This is a genomic window from Chachezhania sediminis (genome assembly GCF_009765275.1).
GTDB classification, from domain to species: domain Bacteria; phylum Pseudomonadota; class Alphaproteobacteria; order Rhodobacterales; family Rhodobacteraceae; genus Chachezhania; species Chachezhania sediminis.
Window position 1 is genome coordinate 192,504 of the sequence record NZ_VOPH01000005.1, and the last position, 15,381, is coordinate 207,884.

Annotated in this window: 17 protein-coding genes; 1 reads left to right on the plus strand and 16 read right to left on the minus strand. The window is 67.1% G+C overall.

Annotated elements, in window-relative coordinates:
• Window positions 1-47: 47 nt before the first annotated feature.
• The 13 genes from tilS to ruvC all read right to left on the minus strand — a co-directional run bounded on the left by tilS (window position 48) and on the right by ruvC (window position 10,740).
• Window positions 48-1,307: a tRNA lysidine(34) synthetase TilS gene (gene tilS, locus FQK05_RS16605; protein WP_158968861.1), complete on the minus strand. Its 1,260-nt coding sequence runs from the start codon at window positions 1,305-1,307 to the stop codon at window positions 48-50.
• Window positions 1,304-2,134 carry a tol-pal system protein YbgF gene (gene ybgF / locus FQK05_RS16610; RefSeq protein WP_158968863.1) on the minus strand — a complete coding sequence of 277 codons (831 nt, stop codon included), beginning with the start codon at window positions 2,132-2,134 and terminating at the stop codon, window positions 1,304-1,306. Before ybgF ends, tilS begins: the two co-directional genes overlap by 4 nt.
• Before the next feature lie 6 nt (window positions 2,135-2,140).
• Window positions 2,141-2,641, minus strand: a complete 501-nt coding sequence (gene pal, locus FQK05_RS16615; protein ID WP_158968865.1) for a peptidoglycan-associated lipoprotein Pal — start codon at window positions 2,639-2,641, stop codon at window positions 2,141-2,143.
• A 70-nt stretch (window positions 2,642-2,711) separates the two neighbouring features.
• The gene (gene tolB, locus FQK05_RS16620) at window positions 2,712-4,019 is read right to left on the minus strand and encodes a Tol-Pal system beta propeller repeat protein TolB (protein ID WP_158969259.1); all 1,308 of its coding nucleotides are present in this window, start codon (window positions 4,017-4,019) and stop codon (window positions 2,712-2,714) included.
• 20 nt (window positions 4,020-4,039) lie between these two features.
• Window positions 4,040-5,212, minus strand: coding sequence for an energy transducer TonB (locus FQK05_RS16625; protein ID WP_233270547.1), 1,173 nt, complete (start codon window positions 5,210-5,212; stop codon window positions 4,040-4,042).
• A 6-nt stretch (window positions 5,213-5,218) separates the two neighbouring features.
• The gene (locus FQK05_RS16630) at window positions 5,219-5,698 is read right to left on the minus strand and encodes an ExbD/TolR family protein (protein ID WP_158968867.1); all 480 of its coding nucleotides are present in this window, start codon (window positions 5,696-5,698) and stop codon (window positions 5,219-5,221) included.
• A 3-nt stretch (window positions 5,699-5,701) separates the two neighbouring features.
• Window positions 5,702-6,397: a protein TolQ gene (tolQ, locus tag FQK05_RS16635; RefSeq protein WP_158968869.1), complete on the minus strand. Its 696-nt coding sequence runs from the start codon at window positions 6,395-6,397 to the stop codon at window positions 5,702-5,704.
• A 151-nt stretch (window positions 6,398-6,548) separates the two neighbouring features.
• Complete coding sequence (ybgC, locus tag FQK05_RS16640) at window positions 6,549-6,935, minus strand: tol-pal system-associated acyl-CoA thioesterase (RefSeq protein ID WP_158968871.1); 387 nt, start codon at window positions 6,933-6,935, stop codon at window positions 6,549-6,551.
• Entirely contained in the window at window positions 6,932-7,558 is a 627-nt protein-coding gene (locus FQK05_RS16645; RefSeq protein WP_158968873.1) for a hypothetical protein, read from the minus strand. Before FQK05_RS16645 ends, ybgC begins: the two co-directional genes overlap by 4 nt.
• Before the next feature lie 78 nt (window positions 7,559-7,636).
• Window positions 7,637-8,446 carry a GNAT family N-acetyltransferase gene (locus FQK05_RS16650; RefSeq protein ID WP_158968875.1) on the minus strand — a complete coding sequence of 270 codons (810 nt, stop codon included), beginning with the start codon at window positions 8,444-8,446 and terminating at the stop codon, window positions 7,637-7,639.
• 105 nt (window positions 8,447-8,551) lie between these two features.
• Window positions 8,552-9,583, minus strand: coding sequence for a Holliday junction branch migration DNA helicase RuvB (gene ruvB, locus FQK05_RS16655; RefSeq protein ID WP_158968877.1), 1,032 nt, complete (start codon window positions 9,581-9,583; stop codon window positions 8,552-8,554).
• Window positions 9,584-9,586: 3 nt separating this feature from the next.
• Window positions 9,587-10,252, minus strand: a complete 666-nt coding sequence (gene ruvA, locus FQK05_RS16660; protein ID WP_158968879.1) for a Holliday junction branch migration protein RuvA — start codon at window positions 10,250-10,252, stop codon at window positions 9,587-9,589.
• Entirely contained in the window at window positions 10,249-10,740 is a 492-nt protein-coding gene (gene ruvC, locus FQK05_RS16665) for a crossover junction endodeoxyribonuclease RuvC (protein WP_158968881.1), read from the minus strand. The genes ruvA and ruvC overlap by 4 nt, the downstream gene beginning before the upstream one ends.
• Window positions 10,741-11,222: 482 nt before the next feature.
• Here ruvC and FQK05_RS16670 point away from each other — a divergent pair, with 482 nt between their 5' ends.
• Entirely contained in the window at window positions 11,223-11,429 is a 207-nt protein-coding gene (locus FQK05_RS16670; protein WP_158968883.1) for a DUF1127 domain-containing protein, read from the plus strand.
• 360 nt (window positions 11,430-11,789) lie between these two features.
• On the opposite strand, the gene FQK05_RS16675 is transcribed toward FQK05_RS16670, so the two are convergent.
• Genes FQK05_RS16675 through FQK05_RS16685 form a run of 3 tightly spaced genes read right to left on the minus strand, consistent with a single transcriptional unit; the run spans window position 11,790 to window position 15,311 of the window.
• Complete coding sequence (locus FQK05_RS16675) at window positions 11,790-12,662, minus strand: 50S ribosomal protein L11 methyltransferase (RefSeq protein WP_158968885.1); 873 nt, start codon at window positions 12,660-12,662, stop codon at window positions 11,790-11,792.
• A gap of 24 nt (window positions 12,663-12,686) precedes the next feature.
• Window positions 12,687-14,069, minus strand: a complete 1,383-nt coding sequence (locus FQK05_RS16680; RefSeq protein WP_158968887.1) for an MATE family efflux transporter — start codon at window positions 14,067-14,069, stop codon at window positions 12,687-12,689.
• Window positions 14,070-14,078: 9 nt separating this feature from the next.
• Window positions 14,079-15,311, minus strand: coding sequence for an MFS transporter (locus tag FQK05_RS16685; RefSeq protein WP_158968889.1), 1,233 nt, complete (start codon window positions 15,309-15,311; stop codon window positions 14,079-14,081).
• Window positions 15,312-15,381: the final 70 nt, after the last annotated feature.

Genomic DNA, 15,381 nt, shown 5'->3' on the forward strand with positions numbered 1-15,381 from the left:
CAAGCGGCCCCGGGGTTGCACATAAGATAGAGATGCTGCCGTCAGGTTCAATGCGATAATGGGAAGGAAGAGAACGGTCCTCGCCCTTCGGAGGTCAGGACATGGCGTCCGGGCAGGCCCGCAAGCGGCGCCGACAGCACTTTACCGCCCAGCCACAGCGCCGGCGAGGCCATCAGCGCCTCGCGCGGGCGGCGGGTGTCGCGCCAGGTCTTGACCTGGCGAAGCCCTTCCGGACCAAGGACCTGCACCCGGGCGCCGGGCACGACCGGCCCCTCGAATATCCATCGCCCATCCCAGAGCGCCCCGGCCTCTGTGTCAAGGCCCGCGACCGCCTTCAGTTCACGGCAGAGCCGCGCCCGGTCGCCTTCCGGCAACAGCAGACATCCGCCGAGCGTCATGCGCTCCCCGGCCTTCACTGCCTCTGCCAGTTCGGCCAGCGGCGCGCGGCGGGGCGGATAGCCGGGTCCCGCGATCCAGGCCAGCGCCGCAGCCAGAAGCCTGCGGGCGATCTCTTCCGGCAGGTCGGCTAGGGCCCGGCGGCCAAAGATCAGATCGCCCCCGTCCACTGTGACAACGGCGTGCGCGGCCTGACGGGCCGCCCAGTCCAGCGCCTGCTTCGCCCGGGCCATGTTGGCCGCAACCTCGGACAGCGCCAGCGCGTCGACCCCCAGGGACGCAAGATCCGGCAGGGCCTGACGCGCGCGCACCCGGGCAAAGCGGCTGTCGTCATTGCTGGGATCCTCGCACCACCCGATTCCGGCCCGGCGCAGATGGTCCCTCAGTTCGGTGCGGGTGAAGGTCAGAAGCGGCCGGATCAGCAGGACCCCCCCCACCTCCCGGGTCGCGGCCATGGCGGCCAGCCCGTCGACGCCGGATGCACGGCCCAGTCGCATCAGCACCGTTTCCGCCTGATCGTCCATCGTATGGCCCAGCGCCAGTTCCGGCAGGTCGTGCACATGCGCCCAGCGCGTCAGCAGCCGATAGCGTGCCTGCCGCGCCGCGCCCTGCAGGTTGCCGCTGGCCGTTCCGCCGTTCCAGTGCAGCATATCGTGCTCCACGCCCAGCTTGCGGGCCAGGGCGGCGACATGCGCCGCCTCGGCCGCGGCTTCGGGCCTAAGCCCGTGATCGACCGTCGCGGCGCGCAGGCGCACATCGGTGCCGTCCAACGCCCGGACCAGAAGATGCAGAAGCGCCAGCGAATCCCCCCCGCCCGAGACCGCAACGCCGATGGCGGGCGGCAGGGGCAGACCAAGGGCGGCCCGCAGACGGTCGACCGGATCGCCCCGGTCGCCCGCTTGGCCGGTCACTGGCACTGAAGGCGGGACATCTCGGCCTGGGCCCGGGACACGGCCGCCGCGTTCGGGAACCGTGCCGCGACCTCGCCCAGCGTGATGCAGGCCTGGTCCCGCTGTCCCAGCTGGCCCAGCGCCGTGCCCAGATTGACCAGCGCGTCAGGCGCCTGCGTGCCCTGCGGGTCGGCGGTGAAGGCGGCCAGATAGGCCCGCGCGGCCTCGCGCGTGTTGCCGGTGGCTTCCAGCGCCTGACCGCGCCGCATGTCGGCCTCGACCGCCAGCGGGCTGCCGGGGTAGGTCTCGTTGAAGCGCTGAAAGCGGTCGGCGGCGTCCTGGTAATCGCCTTTGGTCGCAGCCTCGACCGCGGCATCGAAATCGGCCTGTTCGCCCACCGCCAGCGCCGCGCCCGACCCGCCGCCCTGCGGTTCTGGCGCCACGGGCACCATGGGCGCGGGCGTCGATGTGCCCCCGCCAAGGGTCGGCGTCTGGCCGATCTGGCCCAGATCCCCGCCTTCCAGTTCCACCAGACGGAACTCCAGGTCGCCCAGACGGTTGGTGCCGTCGGCCACGATCTGCTGGATGCGGTGATCCAGCTCTTCCGTCTTCGAGGTCAGGCGCGTCAGTTCCGTCTCGATGGCGTCGACGCGGCCCTGGATGCTGGTGCCGGAAATGCCGGCCGCGGGGCCTGTCGTCGACAACTCCCGCTGAAGCTTCTTCAGTTCGGTGTTCAGAACGGTCAGTTCCTGGCGAATGTCAGCAAGGGTCTGGGCCCGGTCCTGCGCCAGCGCGGGGCCGGCGCACAGGGCCGCCACCAGAAAAACGACTTTGAAGGTCCCGCGCATCGCCGCTTACCCCGACAGGCCGCCCGCCAGCACGGTCACCGCGCGGCGGTTCTGGGCATAGCAGCTTTCGGCGCTGCAGATCTCGATCGGGCGTTCCTTGCCGTAGCTGACCGTGGTCAGGCGGCTGCCCGCCACGCCGCGCGAAATCAGGTAATCCCGCACCTCGTTCGCGCGGCGCGCGCCCAGGGCCAGGTTGTATTCGCGCGTGCCCTGTTCGTCGGCATGGCCTTCGATGGTCGCCGCGTACTGGGGATTGTTGCCCAGCCATTGCGCCTGCGCGTTCAGCGTCTGCTTGGCGGCGTCGGTCAGGCTGGACTGGTCGATCACGAACAGGACCCGGTCACCGACCGCCTGCTGGAAATAGGCCGGCGTGGTCGGGTTCGGCAGCCCTGCCGCCCCGCCCACCTGCGTGCCACCGATATCGGTATTGTTGAAGGTGTTCGTCTTGCTGCAGGCCGCAACCGCAAGAAGGGCGGCGGTCAGGACGGCAATGCGGAGAGGGGTCATGCAAGGTGCCTCGTGTCGGACTTTTGGCCGGATCCTAGCACAGGGCCCGGAAGGTGTGAACGTGCCGCGATCACGGCTGGAGCGGCGACCAGGACGCATCCGACGCGCCGTCGGGCGTGGGCACGGCCCGCAGGTTCCGGCCGCTGACGTCGATGGTGTAAAGCTTGGACTGGCCGCCCTCGCCCCTTGTCTCGCGGGTGAACATGATCACCCGCCCATTGGGGGCCCAGGTCGGACCTTCGTCCAGGAACGATGCCGTGAGCAGCCGTTCGTTCGAGCCGTCCGGGGCCATCACGCCGATGTGGAAGCGCCCGCCCGCCTGCTTGGTAAAGGCGATCAGGTCGCCGCGCGGCGACCAGACCGGCGTGGCATAGCGGCCCTCGCCGAAGCTGATCCGCTGCGCCTCGCCCCCGTTCGCGCCCATGACATAGATCTGCTGCGTGCCCGACCGGTCGCTTTCGAAGACGATCCGGCTGCCATCGGGGGAAAAGCTGGGCGATGTTTCGATCGACGGCCCGCTGGTCAGCCGCCGCAACGCGCCGCTGGCCACGTCCATGATGTAGATGTCGGTATTGCCGCCTTCGGCCAGCGAGAACACGACCGACCGACCGTCGGGCGAGAAGCGGGGCGAAAAGCTCATCGTGCCGGGCTTCTGTTCCAGCACGCGCTTGCGAACCTGACCCACGTCCAGCACGTTGATCCGCGGCACGCCGCTGTCATAGCTGGTATAGAGGATCTGCTGCCCGGTGGGCGAAAAGCGCGGGTTCAGGACTATGGTGGAGCTGTCGGTCAGGTACTGCACGTTCTGGCCGTCGTAATCCATGATCGCCAGCCGCTTGCGCCGGTCGGCCTTGGGCCCGCTTTCCGACACGAAGGCCACGCGGCTGTCGAAATAGCCGCTTTCCCCGGTGATCCGGCTGTAGACCGCATCGGCCACCTTGTGCGCCACGCGCCGCCAGCCATCGGTCGTCGACACGAATTGCAGGCCGGTGCCCAGTTCGGACCCGGCGAAGACGTCGTAGATGCGGAACTGCACCGTCAGGCGGCTGCCCGACACGGCAACCGATCCCGTCACCAGCGCCTGCGCGTTCACCGCCTTCCAGTCGCCATAGCGGACGGGTGCGGAAAAATCCGTGACCGGGCTGATATGGGCGCTGGCCGGGATTTCCCGGAAAAGCCCCGTCCCCGTCAGGTCCCCCGCCACCACGCTGGCGATGTTGGTCGCAAAGGTGGACGCGGCCGAACTTGTCGGCACGAAAGCGGGCACCGCGATGGGCATCGGCTCGATCACGCCTTCGGTGATCTCCAGCCGCAGGGGCTGTGCCGCCGCTGGCAGCGTCGCCGCGGCGACGCCCGCGAATGCGGCCAGTGCCGCCATGATACCCGCAAAACCCACCTTCATCGGATCCGCATCCTTTCAGGATTGAATGTCATTTCGATGTCGCGCCACTGATCGTACTTGTCCGCAGGCAACTTGTAACCACTGGCCCCGCACCGGATGATGGCCCGTCTTGCGGCCTCGAAGGCCTGTTTCGCCGCGTCGGATGTCCCGCCCTCGCTGGAAATCATCCGGATCGAGTTCGCATCGGGCCGTCCGTCGCGGCCGAGTTTCATGCCGACGACCACCGTCGTCTGCAACGCGGCCGAGGACAAGGACCCAACGTTCCAGCACGACGCCACCGCAACCCGCAGCGCATCGGTTTCCTGCGCCGTCATCCGCGGCCCTGTGGGCACGCGCACCGGATCGGCCGGGGCCGGCGTGTCGGACGGGGTCTCGCCGCCCAGGGCCTCGGCAAGGGCCGCGTTCACCGCGTCCTCGCGCGGGGCGGCGGGCGTTTCGGGCCGGGCCGTCTGGGTCGGCGGCGGCGGCGCCGGTCGCGTCCTGGGCCTGACCGAGGACAGGGGCGCCGTGGGACGCGGAGCCTCTTCCGCTTCCTCGACCGCGCGGTCGATGGCGGCTTCGGGCACCGTCTCCTCGCGATCCGGAACCGGCGTTTCCGCGGCTTCGGTGTCGCTGACGGCGGGCTGGGCCACCTCGTCGGTCGTCGTCTGCTCGGGCGGCACCGGCGCAGGTTCGGGCGCGATACGCTCGATATCCGGCTGGGCCGGGACCGGGTCCGGCAGGATCTGGGGTTCGGGCTGCGGCTCGGGCCTGGGCGGCGGGACGACCTGCGGCACCTCGACGACCTCCGGTTCCGGCTGCGGTTCGGGGATCGGTTCAGGTTCGGGCTCCGGCACGGGTTCCGGTTCGGGCGCAGGTTCCGGTTCAGCCACCGGCTGGGGCTCCGGCTCCGCCACCGGCGGGGTCACCTGTTCGGGTTCCGCCTGTTCGGGCGCCGCGGCTTCCGGCCGGGGCGTTTCTTCCGTCGGTTCGGCCTCCTGCGTCGCGGGGGCCGGCGCCGTGGTCATCGCGGCGAAGACATCGGCCGGGATGATCGCGACTTCCTGCACCTCGACCGGAGGCATGTGGTCCGGCGCGAACACGCCGCCCACAAGCGCCCAGCCCACGAGCACGGCATGGGCCCCGACTGAGATCTTGGTTCCGGTCTGCATCCGGCCCACCAAAGCCATTCTGGTCTATTCTGACTGGGCATCCAGCGTCGGACCGCCGACGTCCGTCACCAGGCCCACATCGGAAAATCCGCCCGCGTTCAGGGCACCCATCACTTCCATCACGTCCCGGTACGGCACTGCCCCGTCCGCTCTCAGGAACACCCGGCGCGAATCGCGTTCGCCGGCAATCGCCCGAAGGCGGCTGATCAGTTCCCCCCGCGGGGTTTCGGTCGTCATGATCTGCACGGTCCCGTCCGGAAGGATGGTAACGCTGAGCGGTTCTTCCTGTTCCCCGGGCAGCGGATTGGCGGCGGTCTTCGGCAGTTCGACCGGCACGCCCACCGTCAGCAGGGGCGCGGCCACCATAAAGACGATCAACAGCACCAGCATCACGTCCACGAAGGGCGTGACGTTGATTTCGGCCATCGGCTGCATCGCACGCGTGCGGCGCCGGCCGCGCCTGCGCCCGCCGCCCCCGCCGCCTGTCTGGACACCGGCGCCCATGGCCTATCCGCCCGTCTGGCGCGACAGGATCGTGGCGAATTCATCGGCGAAGGCTTCGTAGCCCGCGATGATCTTGCCGCTGTCGGCGTTCAGCTTGTTGTAGAAGATGACCGCCGGAATGGCCGCCAAAAGGCCCAGGCCGGTGGCAAACAGCGCCTCGGCAATGCCCGGCGCCACGACGGCCAGGTTGGTATTCTGCTGCTCTGCGATTTCGATGAAGGCGTTCATGATGCCCCAGACGGTGCCGAAGAGGCCCACGAAAGGCGCCGTCGCCCCGATCGTGGCCAGACCGCCCAGCCCGCCCTGCAGCCGTTCCGCCTCGCCCGCCAGGGTCACATCCATGGTCCGGTCGATCCGGGACATCGCCCCCGGGATCAGCCCGCCATCGTTCAGGTGGCTGCGCCGCCATTCGATCATGCCCGCCGCGAAGATCCGTTGCGAGCTGCCCCGCGGATCGGGTCCCAGCGACTCGAAAAGCGAGTCGAGTGGTTCGCCCGACCAGAACGCCTCGTCGAAGCGGGCGGCCTCGCGCCGGGCGGCGCGATAGGTCAGGTGTTTCTGGATGATGACCGACCAGGACCACACCGATGCCGCAATCAGCAGCATGATGACCAGCTTGACCGTGATCGTGGCCCGGGCGAACAATCCCAGGACCGAAAAATCGATGCTCTGCGCCTGTACCAGCAGTTCCGTTTCCATCGGTGTGCCTGCCCTTGTTATCCTGCCGGGGCTGTACCGCCCCTTCCCCGATTGCCATGCGTGCATCTGGCACGCACAAGGACCGGGATGGCAACAGGCTATCCCGGATCCGCGGCAATGGCCATGCGAGGCCCGATTTACGCCTGTGCGGTTACGCCCGCAATGCGCAAATCTTTGCCGGAAGACCAACGGGCCGCCCCGCCATGGTCATGCAGACGGCGGTCACTTCGGCCTTGAAAAGAAGCTGTTCGCCACGGAACACGGATTGCGTCAGGCCCATTTTCACGCGGGATACCGATGACAGTTCCGTGACCACTTCCAGCCGGTCCTCGAACCTTGCCGGGGCAAGGTAGTCGGCCTCGATCCGTCGGACGACGAAGACCAGACCGTCGTCGCGCATCGCGTTCTGGTCCAGGCCCAGACTCGACACCCAGTCGCTGCGGGCCCGTTCGATATAGCGCAGGTAGTTGGCGTGGTAGACGATCCCCGCCATGTCGGTGTCTTCGTAATAGACTTGAACCGGAAAGCGGTGGGTCATGACGCGCCCTGCCCCATCCGGGCCGCCAGGCGCAGCGCATGGGACGGGTCGGTCGCCACGGTCGGCAGCACCGGGTCATAGGCGGCGCGGATCAGGTCCGCGATCTCGGGCCGCAGGATCGTGGTGTCATCGGCCCGAGCCAAGGGCGAGCGGGTGCGGAAGGCGCTGTCGGACCAGGTCAGCATGGTCTGCACGACCTGCGTCAGCGCCAGCACGTCCGCGGGCACCTGGGACAGCTGTTCGTCGATCCGCAGGAAAAGAAGCACGGCCCGGATCGCCCCCGTCTCGTCGAAGCGAAAGACGCGGTACTGGTTGGCATCCGATTCCCGCAGGCGTTCGGTCAGGGCCGCAATTTCCGGCACCAGCTTGACCATGTGATCGGCATTGGCCAGCTCTTCCCAGTCGGCCACGCAGAAGACCGGGGCATTGGTGCCCATCTCGGGGTCCATTTCGATCATCTTGTGACCGGCAAGCGTGACCACCGCCTCGAACGCGCCCTTGAAGACGCTGATGGTGGCGTCGTCCACCCCGAAGACAGAAGGCGCGATCGGATAGGCCCAGCGGGCGAAACGGAAGCTGCCGTCATCGGCGGTGAACAGCGACTGGATCTCTTCCGGGGTCAAGGCGTCTCTCCTTCGGGGGTGCAGGCGATGATGCGGCGCCACGCTATCCCGAAGGGCGGCCGGGTCCAACCCGTGGGGTCAGCCCAGGGCCTGCGACACCAAGGCGTAGCGGCGGAACCTCTCCGGCACAGGTGCAGACGCGCCCCGGACCATCGCGACCTCTGGCGGCAGAACGGTCAGGCCCGCGCCGGACAGGACCGGCGCAAGGTCGGCATCGTCCGTGACGTCGATCCGCAGGAACTGGCCCGGTTCCGCGAAGGTCGCGATCAGCGCCAGCGCCGTCGAGCGATCCGCGGCCACCACAGGCCCGATCAGACGGCCCTTGCCGAAGGTCCGGACGGCACCGAACCCGGTTTCGCCGATCAGCACGCGGTCATTGGCCAACAGCTCTGCCAGCAGGCCGCGCCGGTCCGAGCCGGTGGCGTCGCGGTCCATCGCGCAGATTGTGTCCAGATCGTCCGCCGTCGCGGGACGCAGGGCGACATGGGGCGCCACGGGAATGGTCTGGACATGGCCCTGGCATTGCAGCACCTGCCCCACCGCGACGAAGCCCAGCTTTTCGTAAAGCGGCCGTCCTTCGGCCGTGGCCGTCAGTTGCAGGTCCCGGTCGCCGGCCAGGGTCAGCGCCGCCTCCATCAGTCGCCGGCCCAGCCCCTGCCCCCGCAGATCCTTTTCGACGATGATCATGTTGATCCCGGCCCGGTCGCCCATCGGCGAACACAGTGCCGTGCCCACGACCCTGCCATCGGCCACCGCCGCGAAACCGCCCGAAACCTTCAGCGTGAAGGCCCAGTCCTCGATTCTGTGGGGCCAGCCAGCGGCAGCGGAAAGGCGCTGTGCGGCGGTCAGGTGATCTGTGGTGAAAGGAACGATTTCGATGGATGTCATGACCCTGCCTCCGCTGGGACGGGCGTCCAGCCGACGGTCGGGCGCACCGGATGACACCGTTCTACGCCCCCGAAGCGCCATTGCCCATCCCGGCCCGAGCCGGTTTCAGCCGAAAAGGTCCCCCTGCGGCCTTGGCGGCGCCATCCCCAGATGGGTCCAGGCGGCCTGGGCCAGCATCCGGCCCCGTGGCGTGCGCTGGATCAATCCCTGCTGCAGCAAGTAGGGTTCGATCACCTCTTCCAGCGCATCGCGGCTTTCCGACAGCGCGGCCGACAGCGTCTCGATCCCCACGGGCCCGCCCTGATAGCTTTCGGCGATCAGCTTCAGATAGCGCCGGTCGGCCCCGTCAAGGCCAAGACCGTCGACCCCCAGCCGGGTCAGCGCGTTGTCGGCCAGACCCTTCGTGATGCGCCCATCGCCCTCGACAACAGCAAAGTCGACGACCCGCCGCAGCAGCCGTCCGGCGATCCGGGGCGTGCCCCGCGCCCGGCGCGCGATTTCCCGCGCGCCTTCGGGGTCTGCCGGCGCGCCCAGAAGGCGGGCATTGCGGGTGACGATCTGAAACAGCTCGTCCTCTGTATAGAACTGCAGCCGCGTCGGGATCCCGAAACGATCGCGCAGCGGCGTGGTCAGCAGGCCCATCCGGGTCGTGGCGCCCACCAGCGTGAAGGGCTGAAGCTCGATCCGTACCGTTCGCGCCGCAGGTCCCTCGCCGATGACAAGGTCCAGCTCGAAATCCTCCATCGCGGGATAAAGGACCTCTTCCACCGCCGGATTCAGCCGGTGGATCTCATCGATGAACAGAACGTCGCGCGCTTCGAGGTTCGTCAGGATCGCCGCCAGGTCCCCCGCACGGGCCAGAACCGGGCCGGACGTCATGCGGAAGTTCACCCCCAATTCGCGCGCCAGAATCTGTGCCAGCGTCGTCTTCCCCAGACCGGGCGGGCCATAGAACAGCGTGTGGTCCATCGCTTCGCCCCGTTGCCGGGCGGACTGCACGAAGACCCGCAGGTTCGCCCGCGCCTCGGCCTGGCCGACGAAGGCGTCCAGCGATTCGGGGCGCAGGGCCGCGCCCATGCCTTCGGCATCTTCGGGCATGCGCTCTGCTCGCAGGGTGGGATCGGCGTCGGTGGTCATATCTTATCCCGCCGGCGCCAGCTTGCGCAAAGCGGCGCGGATAAGGGTGGCGGAGTCGGCGTCCGGCGTCTCTCCCAGCACCTCGGCCACGGCGGCGGCGGCTTCGGACGGGGAATAGCCCAGGTTGGTCAGGGCCGACATCGCGTCAGACTGGGCAAAGGCCGGCGGCGGCGCGACGGCCGGGGTGGGTTCGGCGACGGGTTCGATGACCGCATCGTCGTCGCCCGGTTTCGATTTCGCTGCGACAGGGGCCGCCATGGCCATGATCGTAGGTGCCTTGTCCTTCAGGTCCAGGACGATCCGCTGTGCGGTCTTGGGGCCGACGCCCTTGGCGACCTTCACCGTCGACCAGTCGCCCAGCGCGATCGCCCGGCTGACACCGTCCGGGCCCAGCGCGCCCAGGATCGCCAGTGACATCTTCGCACCGACCCCCTGCACGCCCGTCAGCAGCCGGTGCCATTCCTTTTCAACCAGCGAGGGAAAGCCGAAAAGCTGGATCAGGTCCTCCCTCACCAGCATCTCGGTATAAAGCGATACGGGCTCTCCCGGCCCCGGCAGCGTCGCCAGCGTGCGAGAGGAACAATAGACGATGTAGCCCACGCCACGGACGTCGATCAGGATATGATCCTCGGCCCGGTAGCCCAGGATGCCGGACAGACGACCGATCATGCGCGGATCCTCAGGGCAGCGTCAGCCCTTGCATAGAACGCGTGGCAGATCGCGACGGCCAGCGCGTCGGCTGCGTCCGGCCCGGCCGGTTCGCAGCCCGGCAGTTGCAGGCGCACCATGTGTTCGACTTGCCGCTTGTCGGCATGGCCCACGCCGACCACGGTCTTCTTGACCTTGTTCGGGGCATATTCGCCTACGCTCAGCCCTGCCTGCGCCGGCACCAGCAGCGCCACGGCCCGCGCCTGACCCAGCTTCAGCGTGCCCACGGCGTCCTTGTTGACGAAGGTCTGTTCGACAGCAGCGGTATCGGGCCCATGATCGCCCAGCACCCGGGTCAGTTGGTGGTAAAGCGACAGCAGCCGCTGAGCCAGATCGTCGCCTTCGGACTGGCACAGCCCGTTGGCCACGTGGCGCATCCGCGGTCCGTCGGTTTCGATCACGCCCCAGCCCATGGTCCGAAGCCCCGGGTCGATTCCCAGTATCCGCATGCCCGCCTGCCTCGCTGCCCGTCCGAAGGCCCTTTGGGGCGCCCGGCATCGTCTTCCGGCCCGATTATGTGCCCGCCTCCGGGCCCGGACCGGCAGTCCGACCCCGGCGGATGGGCTGTTATTCGCCGGCTTTTGAGTCAATAGCACGAAAGGCGAACATCCGCCAAGGCCGCAACCGCAGTTCACAAATTGCGGAGAGAATGCGCAAAACCGGCCGCAGCCCCGCTTGCGACGACAGAAACCGACGGAAACGACATCGGCCCGCCTGTCCGCGACACACGAACCCAACAGGAATTCTTGAAAGATTTACAAACACTTCCGGAAAATGCGGACCTATGCAGCAGACGCATAAGGAACATGCCATTTCAGCCATTGCCGGTTTTCATTCCGCTCAATAGATGACCGATCGTGAGACACGAGGGACGGCCAGCTGCCGTCCGCAACAACAGTTTTGCAACCGGCAAACCTAAAGGAGAACGGCTATGGCTGCTTTTGACACCACCCGCACCGCACACCGCGTCGGCCTGATCGGCCGTGTCGGACACATGTTCACCACCCTGCGCGGCGCCTATGCGTCGTGGGTCGATGCCCGGACCACCCGCGATGCACTGTCGCGTCTGTCCGACCAGGAACTGGCAGATATCGGTCTGCTGCGTGGCGACATCGATTCCATCGCAAACGGTCGTTGATCGACCGCAGGGGTCGCGGTCCCGCACTTGGATCGCTGACCGACGGAACAGGGAACGGCGCGGCGGAGTGATCCGACGCGCCGTTTCTCTGTCCGGCGTTCTTGGGGGAACAAGCTCTAGGCGAACCGGACGGAGATCGGTGCAGGCCCCGAAGGCCGGCACGCATGACCAGATCCGTTGACATGGGTGCGGCAGCCGCAGTGATCGGCCGCGTCCCGAACTTCAGGGCCGTGTCCCGCGACTCGTGAAATTCAGGTCGAACTGTACAGGCAATATCGCCTGCAACAACAGGAACTTGCGCGCCAAAGCGATCACATTCGCGAAACCGTAATCCCAGAAACTTGGACGGAATCGAATTGTTCAACCTTTGTAACGCAGTAGCAGCGTCGTCCAGTCGCCGATGACATTGCGTTCCGCCAGTTCGGCCCCAAGCGCCGTATAGGTCGAGATCACGTCATCGGCCTGTTCGTTGAGAATGCCGGACAGAATCGCGGCCCCGCCCGGCGCCAGGCTGGCGACCAGATCGGGGGCCAGCGCGACCAGCGGGCCTTTCAGGATGTTGGCGAAGATCAGGTCGTAAGGCGCTGATGCGGCAAGCGCCGGCGCGTCGAAGCCCGCGGCCTCCAGGCATTCGACCTGGCCTGCCAGACCGTTCGCCTCGACATTGGCGCGGGCCACATCGACGGCAACGGGGTCGATGTCGCTGGCCAGGATCGTGCCCTGCCAGATCCGCGCCGCGGCCATGGCCAGCACCGCCGTCCCGCAGCCGATATCGGCCACGCGGGATGGCGAAAACCCTTCGGTCACAAGGTGATCCAGCGCCTGAAGGCAGCCCAGCGTGGTGCCGTGATGACCGGTGCCAAAGGCCATCGCGGCCTCGATCAGCAAGGGTTCGGCATCTTCCGGAACGGTGTCGGCATCATGGCTGCCATAGACATAGAAGCGCCCGGCCACCACCGGCGACAGTTCCCGCTTCACATGGGCGACCCAGTCTGTTTCCGGGATTTCCGAGACGGTGAAGGGCTTTGCCCCGTGCACCGCAGCCAGAAGCGCCAGGCCGACCTCGTCGGGGGCTTCCTCGAAATAGCTCCCGACTTCCCAAAGGCCGGACCCATCCTCGATCTCGAACACACCAACGCCGCCGGGTGCCGGATCCAGGTTTTCCATCGCTTCGCCAAGCGCTTCGGCCGCAGCCTTGCCGGGCAGGGTCGTCAGGGCCGAATAGGTGGGCATGGGGTCTTCCTTTGTCGCGGTGCCTCAGCCGACGGGATCGACCGAGGCAGGTGCCGTGGGAACAGCCGCCGCGGCCGTCATCTGGCGGCTCAGCTGCCGCACATAGCGCCACCCGGCATAGCCTGCAATGCCGCCGACCAGCACGCTGGCCACCGCCTGGGCATAGATCACGCCATTGGCGCCGAACCAGGCCGCGAAGGCCAGGCCCAACGGCAGGGTGATGATGCCGTCGCGGATCCAGTTGAACCCGGTCGACCACAGCGGCCGGCCCAGCGTGTTGAAGGCGGCGTTGCTGACGAACAGGGCCGAAACGAAGAAGAACGCCACCGCGGCATAGTCGGTGAAGGCATGAACCACCTTCCCCGCCTCGGGCGGCAGGCCCAGACCGTCGATCACGCCGTCCGCGGCCCAGGCCAGCAGAACCCACGTGATCAGCGTGTAGCAGGCGCCAAAGATCATCGCGTCGCGATAGGCAGACCGCAGCCGCTCGGGGTTCCGGGCGCCGTAGTTCTGGCCGAAGATGCCCCCGATGGCCCCGGCGAGCGAGAAGATGCCGGCAAAGGCCACCACGGTCATGCGGCCGATCACGGTCCAGCCGGCGATGGCGGCATCGCCGAAGGGCGCAATCACGGCGGTCAGAAGCGCGTTGCCCACCGGCGTCGACAACTGTGTCGCGATGGCGGGAATGGCCACGGCGAAATGCGCGCGGGCATTGTGGATGACGTCGTGCAGGTTGGGTTTCGCCATCAGGTCATGGACCCGGATGGTAAAGCGCAGCGCCTGGATGCACATGATCCCGCGGAACAGGTTCACGCCCAGCGCCGCCCCGTCGACGCCCCAGCCCAGGACGTAGATCATCAACGGATCCAGCACCATCGCCACGATACCGGCCGACAGGGTCACCATCAGCGACCGCCGGGCATCGCCCTGTGCCCGCAGGGTGCCCATTCCGACCATGCCGAAGGCCATGATCGCGATGGTGGGCAGCGAGATCACAAGGTAGCGGGCCGCGATGTCCGCGGTTTCTCCGGATGCGCCAAGAAGGCCCAGAAGCGGATAACGAAACGCGATCAACCCTGTTGCCACCCCGGCCTGCACAATGAAGGCGGTGATCGCGGCACTGGTGGCCAGGCGCCGGGCGCGGTCCATGTCCCCCGCTCCGATGGAGCGGGAAATCAGCGCCACGGCCCCGATCATCATGCCCACGCCAGTGGAAACCGACATCAGCTGCAGCGCGAAGGCAAACCCCATCGCGGCCAGAAGCTGTGGGTCGCCCAGAAGCGAGATCCAGAATAGGTTCGCCGCATCGACGACGAAGACGAAGGTCATGCCGAAGGCGCCGGTCAGCGTCATGCGCGCGACGTGGCCCATGGTGGATCCGGTCAGAAAGCGCGCCTGCTGTGTCATCGCCCGATCCTATTCCGCCAGCGCCGGCACGGCGACCGAAAGGCGCGTTTCATTCCCCGGCGCCGGGTGGCGCGGGATCAGCAGCGCCAGGCACAGCGACGTGGCCGCCATGCCGGCCGCCAGTGCAAAGACCGACGACGGCGAGGCCATCCACAGAAGACCCAGAACCACCGGCAGGACCACCGCCGCGATATGGTTGATCGTGAAGGCCACAGCCGCGGTGGGGGCGATGTCGCCCGGATCGGCGATCTTCTGGAAATAGGTCTTCAGCGCCAGTGCCAGGCCGAACAAGATGTGATCGATCACGAACAGCGTCGCCGCCAGCGCCACGCCCCACCCAAACCAGTAGATCCCGCCATAGGCCAGGAACACCAGGACCAGGCCGGCATATTCGCCGATCAGCACCCGCCGTTCACCATACCGGCCGACGATCTTGCCCAGGAAGGGCGCCACGCACATGTTCACCACGAGGTTGAAGAGGTAGAGTCCGGTCAGCTCATGGACCTGAAAGCCGAACTTTTCGACCATCATGAAGCCCGCGAAGACCATGAAGATCTGCCGCCGCGCGCCCGACATGAACTGAAGCGCGTAATACAGCCAGTATCGCTTGCGCAGGATGAACTTCTTCAGCTGCGGATGCGGGCTTTCGAATTGCGGGAACAGCATCAGGCAGGCGGCCGCGATGGCGGTCGTGATCAGGCCCGAGGTCATGAAGACCACGCTGTAGGTCAGGTTCAGCACGTCCCACAGCATCACGATCAGCACATAGACCACGACAGTCGTGGCGGCCGCCGCCGACATGATCCAACCCAGCATCTGGGGCGCCCGTTCCTTGGGCAGCCATTGCAGTTGCAGCGACTGGTTCACCGTCTCGTAGTAATGGAACCCCAGCGAGCTGAGGAAGGTCAGCAGAAGGATGCCGCCCAGATCCGTGAACCAGCCGGTGAAGGCCGTGGCCAGCCCCAGCAGCATCAGCGATGACAGCGCCAGGACCTGTTCCCGCACGAAGATGATGATCGCAATCACGCCGATCGCCAGAAAGCCCGGGATCTCGCGCACCGTGTGCAGAAGGCCATTGTCGGCGCCATTGAATCCGCCGACCTCGACCACGAAATTCGTGATCAGGGCATACCAGGAGTAGAAGGCGATCGGCATGGTGAAGGCCATGACGAAAAGCAGGGTGACCGGTCTGCGCCAGCGCGGCAGCGACTCGGCCGCCGCGATGGGAACGATCCGTGTCATGGATTGCCCATACATGCGTCAACTTGCTTTGGATAGTGTCTTAGCAAGTTTGCATAGCTGATCTGCGTCA

Bases quoted from the DNA above. Each gene is read 5' to 3' on its own strand.
- pal (WP_158968865.1), bottom strand. From the start codon at position 2,641: ATGACCCCTCTCCGCATTGCCGTCCTGACCGCCGCCCTTCTTGCGGTT.
- ruvC (WP_158968881.1), bottom strand. From the start codon at position 10,740: ATGCGGATACTGGGAATCGACCCGGGGCTTCGGACCATGGGCTGGGGC.
- ruvA (WP_158968879.1), bottom strand. From the start codon at position 10,252: ATGATCGGTCGTCTGTCCGGCATCCTGGGCTACCGGGCCGAGGATCAT.
- FQK05_RS16650 (WP_158968875.1), bottom strand. From the start codon at position 8,446: ATGACATCCATCGAAATCGTTCCTTTCACCACAGATCACCTGACCGCC.
- ybgC (WP_158968871.1), bottom strand. From the start codon at position 6,935: ATGACCCACCGCTTTCCGGTTCAAGTCTATTACGAAGACACCGACATG.
- FQK05_RS16625 (WP_233270547.1), bottom strand. From the start codon at position 5,212: ATGGCTTTGGTGGGCCGGATGCAGACCGGAACCAAGATCTCAGTCGGG.
- FQK05_RS16685 (WP_158968889.1), bottom strand. From the start codon at position 15,311: ATGACACGGATCGTTCCCATCGCGGCGGCCGAGTCGCTGCCGCGCTGG.
- ybgF (WP_158968863.1), bottom strand. From the start codon at position 2,134: ATGCGCGGGACCTTCAAAGTCGTTTTTCTGGTGGCGGCCCTGTGCGCC.
- FQK05_RS16675 (WP_158968885.1), bottom strand. From the start codon at position 12,662: ATGCCCACCTATTCGGCCCTGACGACCCTGCCCGGCAAGGCTGCGGCC.
- FQK05_RS16680 (WP_158968887.1), bottom strand. From the start codon at position 14,069: ATGACACAGCAGGCGCGCTTTCTGACCGGATCCACCATGGGCCACGTC.
- FQK05_RS16630 (WP_158968867.1), bottom strand. From the start codon at position 5,698: ATGGGCGCCGGTGTCCAGACAGGCGGCGGGGGCGGCGGGCGCAGGCGC.
- tolQ (WP_158968869.1), bottom strand. From the start codon at position 6,397: ATGGAAACGGAACTGCTGGTACAGGCGCAGAGCATCGATTTTTCGGTC.
- ruvB (WP_158968877.1), bottom strand. From the start codon at position 9,583: ATGACCACCGACGCCGATCCCACCCTGCGAGCAGAGCGCATGCCCGAA.
- FQK05_RS16670 (WP_158968883.1), top strand. From the start codon at position 11,223: ATGGCTGCTTTTGACACCACCCGCACCGCACACCGCGTCGGCCTGATC.
- tolB (WP_158969259.1), bottom strand. From the start codon at position 4,019: ATGGCGGCACTGGCCGCATTCGCGGGCGTCGCCGCGGCGACGCTGCCA.